Consider the following 5,554-nt stretch of genomic DNA (forward strand, 5'->3'; position numbering starts at 1 on the left):
GATGGCGCCGATGGAAGTGCCGATGACCCAGTCGGGCTCGATGCCAGCGTCATGCAGCGCCTGGTAGACCCCCACCTGATAGGCGCCCAGGGCACCGCCCCCCTGCAATACCAGCACCACTTGGCCGGGCAGGCCGTGCTGCTCCGATGGCGGTGCTGTGCGGGCTTTGCGAGCCTTGACGGTGGAGGTCGTGGTGGCGTTCATCGGGCGTCTCTTCTTGGGTTGCTGGACAGGGTCGTGGGCGGTGGCCGCGGCCTTACATCATCTTTTCCATGGTGGTCGGCTTCTTGTCGTTGACGACGTCGGCGATGGTCAGCTCCACCGGCGCCGCGCCGACGTTCTTCCACCAGTGCTTGGTGCCCAGGAACTCGCGCGCGATATCGCCGGCTTTGTGCAGGATGGGCACGCTGCACTTGCTGCTGTATTCGTAGATCTCGCCGCTGTTGACCATGATGAGCGCAGGCCGGTCCTCGTGGCTGTGCAGGGGCACGACGCCGCCGGGGGCGATGGTCATGTGGCGCATGCGCAGGCGGCGTTGATCGAGTTTGACGTTCTCCTTGGACAGGTCGATCGAGGCCAGCTCGGTGTCGGTCACGCCCACCGGGGCGGTGGCCGCGCCTTGCAGCGCGTTGGCGGCGAGCTTGTCGGCCGGGCATTCGCCGGCATGGGCGACGCCGGCGAAGGCGATTGCGGTGATGGCAATGAGGGTCAGTTTTTGCATGGGAGTTCTCCGTGGGGGTGGGTGGKCTGAGCCCGGGCTTACTGCGCCGTCCAGCCGCCTTCGATGGGCAGGATGGCGCCAGTGATGGAGGCGGCGTCGTCGGAACAAAGGAAGGCCGTAAGGGCGGCGACCTGCTCGACGGTGACGAACTTCTTGGTGGGCTGGGCAGCCAGCAGCACGTTGCGCACGACCTCCTCGGGGCTGATGCCGCGAGCCTTGGCCGTGCCGGGGATCTGCTGCTCGACCAACGGTGTCAGCACATAGCCGGGGCAGACGGCGTTGACCGTGATGCCGCCCTCGGCCACTTCCAGGGCCACCGTCTTGGTAAAGCCGGCGACGCCGTGCTTGGCCGTCACGTAGGCCGACTTGTAGGGGCTGGCGACCAACGCATGTGCTGAGGCGATGTTGACGATGCGCCCGAAGCCCTTCTTCTTCATCGCCGGCAGYGCCAGCCGCGTGGTGTGGAAGCAGGCCGACAGGTTGATGGCCAGGATGGCGTACCACTTGTCGACGGGGAATTCGTCCACCGGCGCTACATGCTGGATGYCGGCGTTGTTGACGAGCAGGTCGATGCAGCCGAACTCGGACAGGGCCTTGCCCATCATGTCTTCGATGGCTTCGGGGCGGCTCATGTCCGCGCCGTCGTAGCGCACCTGCACGTCGTACTGCTCGGCTAGGTCGGCACGCAGCGTTGCGATCGCGGCAGCGTCGCCAAAACCGTTGAGGATGATGTTGGCGCCTTGGGCGGCCAGGGTGCGCGCAATGCCCAGGCCGATACCTGAGGTCGAGCCCGTGACGAGGGCGGTCTTGCCAATGAACATGATGCGAGTGCTCCTAGTGATTCGTGGGTTGGGCAGGCGGTGGCGTATCAACGTCCGCGGTACGCGTGAAGCGCAGATGAGTGACGTCGGCAGGGAAGAAGAGGCTCCAGGTCCACTCGACCCAGATGCGCACCTTGCGGCCCGGCGTGGGCATGCGCATGAGGTAGTAAGCCCGCCACAGCAGCCATGCAGGTAGCCCGGTGAGCTTGATGCCGAAGACCTGTGCCACACCGCGGTGATGGCCGGTCGTTGCCATCATTCCGCGCGACACATGGTTGAAGGGGCGGGTTGGCTGGCCGGCGATATGGCGTAGCAGGTTGCGCGCGAGTTGCTCGGCCTGGGCCACAGCGAACTGCGCCGTCGGCGGGCAGAGCTGGGTGTCGGCCAGGTTGAGGGTGGCGGCGCAGTCGCCGAGGGCCCAAAGGCCAGGCCGCTCAGGCACCTGCCCATCGGGGTCGGTCACGATGCGGCCACGCAGAGTCGTGAGCCCCAGGCGCTCTACCAATGGGTTGCTGCGTGCGCCGATGGTGCAGACGACGGTGGCGGCCGGCAGACGTTCGCCGCTGGCCAGGTCAACGCCATAGGCGTCAACGTTGGCAGCACGCGCGCCCAGGCGCACGTCCACGCCGCGCTCCGCAAGCGACTTGGCGGCCGAGATGCCCAGTGTGGCCGGCAGTTCCGGCAGCAGTCGGTCGCCGTCGTGCAGCAGCGAGACGCGCAGCTCGTGGGCCTTCACGCGGGGATAGCAGCGCAGTGCGCTGCGGATGAAGTCCACCACGGCACCGGCCACCTCGACGCCCGAGAAACCTCCGCCGATGACGACGAAGTGGCCCAGCGAGCGCCGATGCGCCTTGTTGTGGCTCAGCTCGATGTGGGCCAGGCGCTGCAGCAGGCGGTTGCGGATGTGCATCGCGTCGCCCACCAGCTTGAGCGGCAGCGCATGCTCGGCCAGGCCCGGGATGATGTTGAGGTTGGCGCGCTGACCGAAAGCCAGTACCAGATGGTCGAAGCTCATCTCCAGCGGGCCGGCCAGCGTGGAGCAGCTGAGGGTCTTGGCCGTGTGGTCGACACGCTCGATGCGCCCCATGATGAAGCGGGTCGTGACCAGCATCTCGCGGATCGGCGCGATGACGTGCTCAGGGAACACGGCCGCCCCCACCACCTCGGCCAGCATGGGGTTGAAGGTGGTGTAGCTCTCTTCGCTGAGCAGCACGAGCTGCCAGCCCGGCGGCAGCTGCGCCTCCAGGCGGCGGGCCAGCGTGGTGCCGGCAAAGCCGCCGCCGGCGATGACCAGGGTCTTGAGGGGTTGGGTGGGGGTGTTCATGGGCTTGCTCGTCAACGGGGAGAAGCTTAGGAACCGGGCCCCCGGCGCGGAAATCGCAACAATTCATCGCGCCATCGGCGGCGGTTATCGACGACGTGCTTTTTCACTGAAAGGTTTTGCGTCCGTCCTCGACCGAGGTGCGCATGGAGCTCTACCAGATCCGCTATTTCCTCGCCGTGGCCGACACGCTGAACTTCACGCGTGCGTCGGAGCGGTCCTTCGTGTCGCAGCCGGCGCTCACCAAGGCCATACAGCGGCTGGAGGAGGCCATTGGCGGGCGGCTCTTCGACCGCACCAAGAACTCGGTGCAGCTCACCGAGCTGGGTCGGGGCATGCTGCCCAACTTCCGCCAGATCTACGAGACGGCCAACCACGCCCGCGAAGAGGCCAGGCGCCTCACGCGCGTGCAGCGCGAGGTGGTGCGCGTAGGCGTCATGTGCACCATCGACTTCCACCAGGTGCTGCCGGGCTTCGTGGAGAGCCAGGAGGGCCGCACCGAGGTGGAACTGAGCTTTCGCGAGGGCAACCTGGAGGCGCTGACCGACGCGCTGGATCAGGGCGATGTTGACGTGGGCATCATGTGCTCGCCCTATGAGATCCCCAAGCGCTTCGCCACCACGCCGCTGTTCAGTGAGGACTACGTGCTGGCCATCGGCGACGACCACCGTTTCAGCGGCCGCACCAGTGTGGAGATGGTGGAGCTCAACCGTGAGCGCTATTGCGAGCGTGTGATGTGCGAGTTCTCGACCTACATCGAGCGGCTGCTGCGCGATCGCGGCGTACGGCTGGAAGTGGTGCAGCAGTCATCCCGCGAGGACTGGATACAGGCTTTGGTGAGAGCCAACTTCGGCGTCGCCTTCATGCCCATCTCCATCGCCCGGGCCGCTCGGCTAGCGTACGTAACCATGTCGGACGTGCCCATCGTGCGCGAGGTCGCCGTGCTGACCCAGGCCGAGCGTCCCACAAGCCCAGCGCAACAGGCCGTCATTGATTCGCTCGTGAACCACAGCTGGGAGGAGGGGCGGGCCGGGCTGCCCCCCTAGAACCATTCCTCGACGGTTCCGCGACCGTTCGGCAAGCTGCCGGCAAGGCGGCGCTTTGTAAACTGAGCCATCGCGATTGCCATGGGACACCATGACCGACTTTGCGCTCCAGGTTGAAGGCCTGCGCCCTCATCTGCTGAGGTTCGCGCGGGCTCAGTTGAGAAACGATGCATGGGCCGAGGACGCGGTGTCTGAGTGCCTGCTCGCCGCACTGGAGCGCCCGCAGTCCTTTGGTGGCCAGTCCCAGCTCAAGACCTGGCTTATCGGCATCCTCAAGCACAAGCTTGTTGATCAGTTGCGCCGCAACACCCGTGAGGCGACGGTGCTCGTTGGCGAGGACGGCGAGGACCTGTTCGACGACCTATTTCAAGCCGACGGCCACTGGCGCGAGGCGCCGCGCGACTGGGGTGACCCTGATGCCGCCTGCTGCCAGAAGCAGTTCTTCGAGGTGCTGCAGGTCTGCTGCGAGCACTTGCCGCCCACGCAGGCCCGCGTGTTCATGATGCGCGAGTGGCTGGAGTTGGAGTCCGACGAAATCTGCCGCGAACTGGCCATCACGTCCGCCAACCTGTGGGTGCTGCTGCACCGCGCGCGCATGAGGCTACGGGATTGCCTGCAGATGCGCTGGTTCGACGAGGTGGCCACATGAGCCTCAAGAACACGCTCACCTGCCGCGAAGCCGCGCGCCTGCTGCTGGAAGACGAAGACCATGAAATCCCGGCCAACGACCGCCTGGCCCTGCAACTGCATGTGCGGGTCTGCTTCGCCTGCGCGCGCTTCGTCGCCCAGCTCAACTTGATGCGACGCGCGACTCGTGCCTGGCGCAAGCACAGCGAGACTGGAGATGACGAGGCGATCATCGAGTAGGAGCACGCTGCGGCGCATAAGCCCGTAGTTGCTGTTAGCTCAACTTGCGCCGGCCCCATGGGGGCCGTGTGCTTCACGCGCTGGTTCCAGTAGGCATTGAGTACGCGCCAAGAAGCGGGTGCGGACCTGATGCCGACCTCAGCGTGAGCGCGACCCTACCCGACACCGGTCCGCCGCAGCCAGCCCGCCACCGAGGTCCTCCAACTCAGCGCAGGAGCTGTGGATGCAGGTGCAGAAGCTTTGGTTGCTGCTCGGCGGAGCGAGCCGCCTCGGCGGTCCTCGGCCGCTCGACGCCAAAGCTAACGACGTAGAAGGTGCACGTTATGCACTTCTCGTCGAAGGCTGACGACAGAGCGGCAGCCTGCCCCGCGTAGTCGCGAGGGGCGCGGGCGCCTTACATGCACGTGCGTCACCGGTTCAAGGGGCATCTCGCCAAGTAAGGACTAGGCCCGTCGGCGGACCAAACCAAGCGCCTTCACGCTCCATCCGAGGCGATTGCGTATCCCCAAGTAGCGACACGTGCGTTTCCCGGAATCGCTCTACCCGCCGTTGCGTGGCCGAGTCGGCGAGGTCTGCAACCGCTCGGACTTGCCCGGCGCAGTGGCGCGTTGGTCCACGTTGCTGCCCTGCTTGCCCTGAACTCCAGTCTCCAACTCAGAAAGAAAGAAGCCATGATTCGATTCCGGAAATCCGCCCTTGCCCTGCTGGCGGCCGCAGCAACCGCCGCCATGGTGGCCCCGGCCTACGCTGGCCCGGTGTCGACCCTGTACCTCACCAA

General features: G+C 66.1%; 8 protein-coding genes. 4 read left to right on the forward strand and 4 right to left on the reverse strand.

Annotated elements, in window-relative coordinates:
- The 4 genes from AC1DU6_RS18810 to AC1DU6_RS18825 all read right to left on the reverse strand — a co-directional run.
- Nucleotides 1–204: patatin-like phospholipase family protein (locus AC1DU6_RS18810; protein WP_477858850.1), on the reverse strand; the 204-nt coding region annotated here is incomplete at its 3' end.
- A 52-nt stretch (nucleotides 205–256) separates the two neighbouring features.
- Nucleotides 257–721 carry a cupin domain-containing protein gene (locus AC1DU6_RS18815; protein ID WP_457323975.1) on the reverse strand — a complete coding sequence of 155 codons (465 nt, stop codon included), beginning with the start codon at nucleotides 719–721 and terminating at the stop codon, nucleotides 257–259.
- Nucleotides 722–759: 38 nt separating this feature from the next.
- Entirely contained in the window at nucleotides 760–1,542 is a 783-nt protein-coding gene (locus tag AC1DU6_RS18820) for a 3-hydroxybutyrate dehydrogenase (RefSeq protein ID WP_477858853.1), read from the reverse strand.
- Between the two features lie 13 nt (nucleotides 1,543–1,555).
- Complete coding sequence (locus AC1DU6_RS18825; RefSeq protein ID WP_457325498.1) at nucleotides 1,556–2,866, reverse strand: NAD(P)/FAD-dependent oxidoreductase; 1,311 nt, start codon at nucleotides 2,864–2,866, stop codon at nucleotides 1,556–1,558.
- A 116-nt stretch (nucleotides 2,867–2,982) separates the two neighbouring features.
- On the opposite strand from AC1DU6_RS18825, the gene AC1DU6_RS18830 reads away from it, so the two are divergent.
- The 4 genes from AC1DU6_RS18830 (at nucleotide 2,983) to AC1DU6_RS18845 (ending at nucleotide 5,122) form a co-directional block, all read left to right on the forward strand.
- Nucleotides 2,983–3,909, forward strand: a complete 927-nt coding sequence (locus AC1DU6_RS18830; RefSeq protein WP_457325499.1) for a LysR family transcriptional regulator — start codon at nucleotides 2,983–2,985, stop codon at nucleotides 3,907–3,909.
- Nucleotides 3,910–4,000: 91 nt separating this feature from the next.
- Entirely contained in the window at nucleotides 4,001–4,558 is a 558-nt protein-coding gene (locus AC1DU6_RS18835; protein ID WP_057298846.1) for a sigma-70 family RNA polymerase sigma factor, read from the forward strand.
- Entirely contained in the window at nucleotides 4,555–4,776 is a 222-nt protein-coding gene (locus tag AC1DU6_RS18840) for an anti-sigma factor family protein (RefSeq protein WP_477858856.1), read from the forward strand. Before AC1DU6_RS18835 ends, AC1DU6_RS18840 begins: the two co-directional genes overlap by 4 nt.
- Before the next feature lie 223 nt (nucleotides 4,777–4,999).
- Entirely contained in the window at nucleotides 5,000–5,122 is a 123-nt protein-coding gene (locus tag AC1DU6_RS18845; protein WP_457323136.1) for a hypothetical protein, read from the forward strand.
- Nucleotides 5,123–5,554 lie beyond the last annotated feature (432 nt).

This window comes from Roseateles sp. P5_B10 (assembly GCF_056400485.1).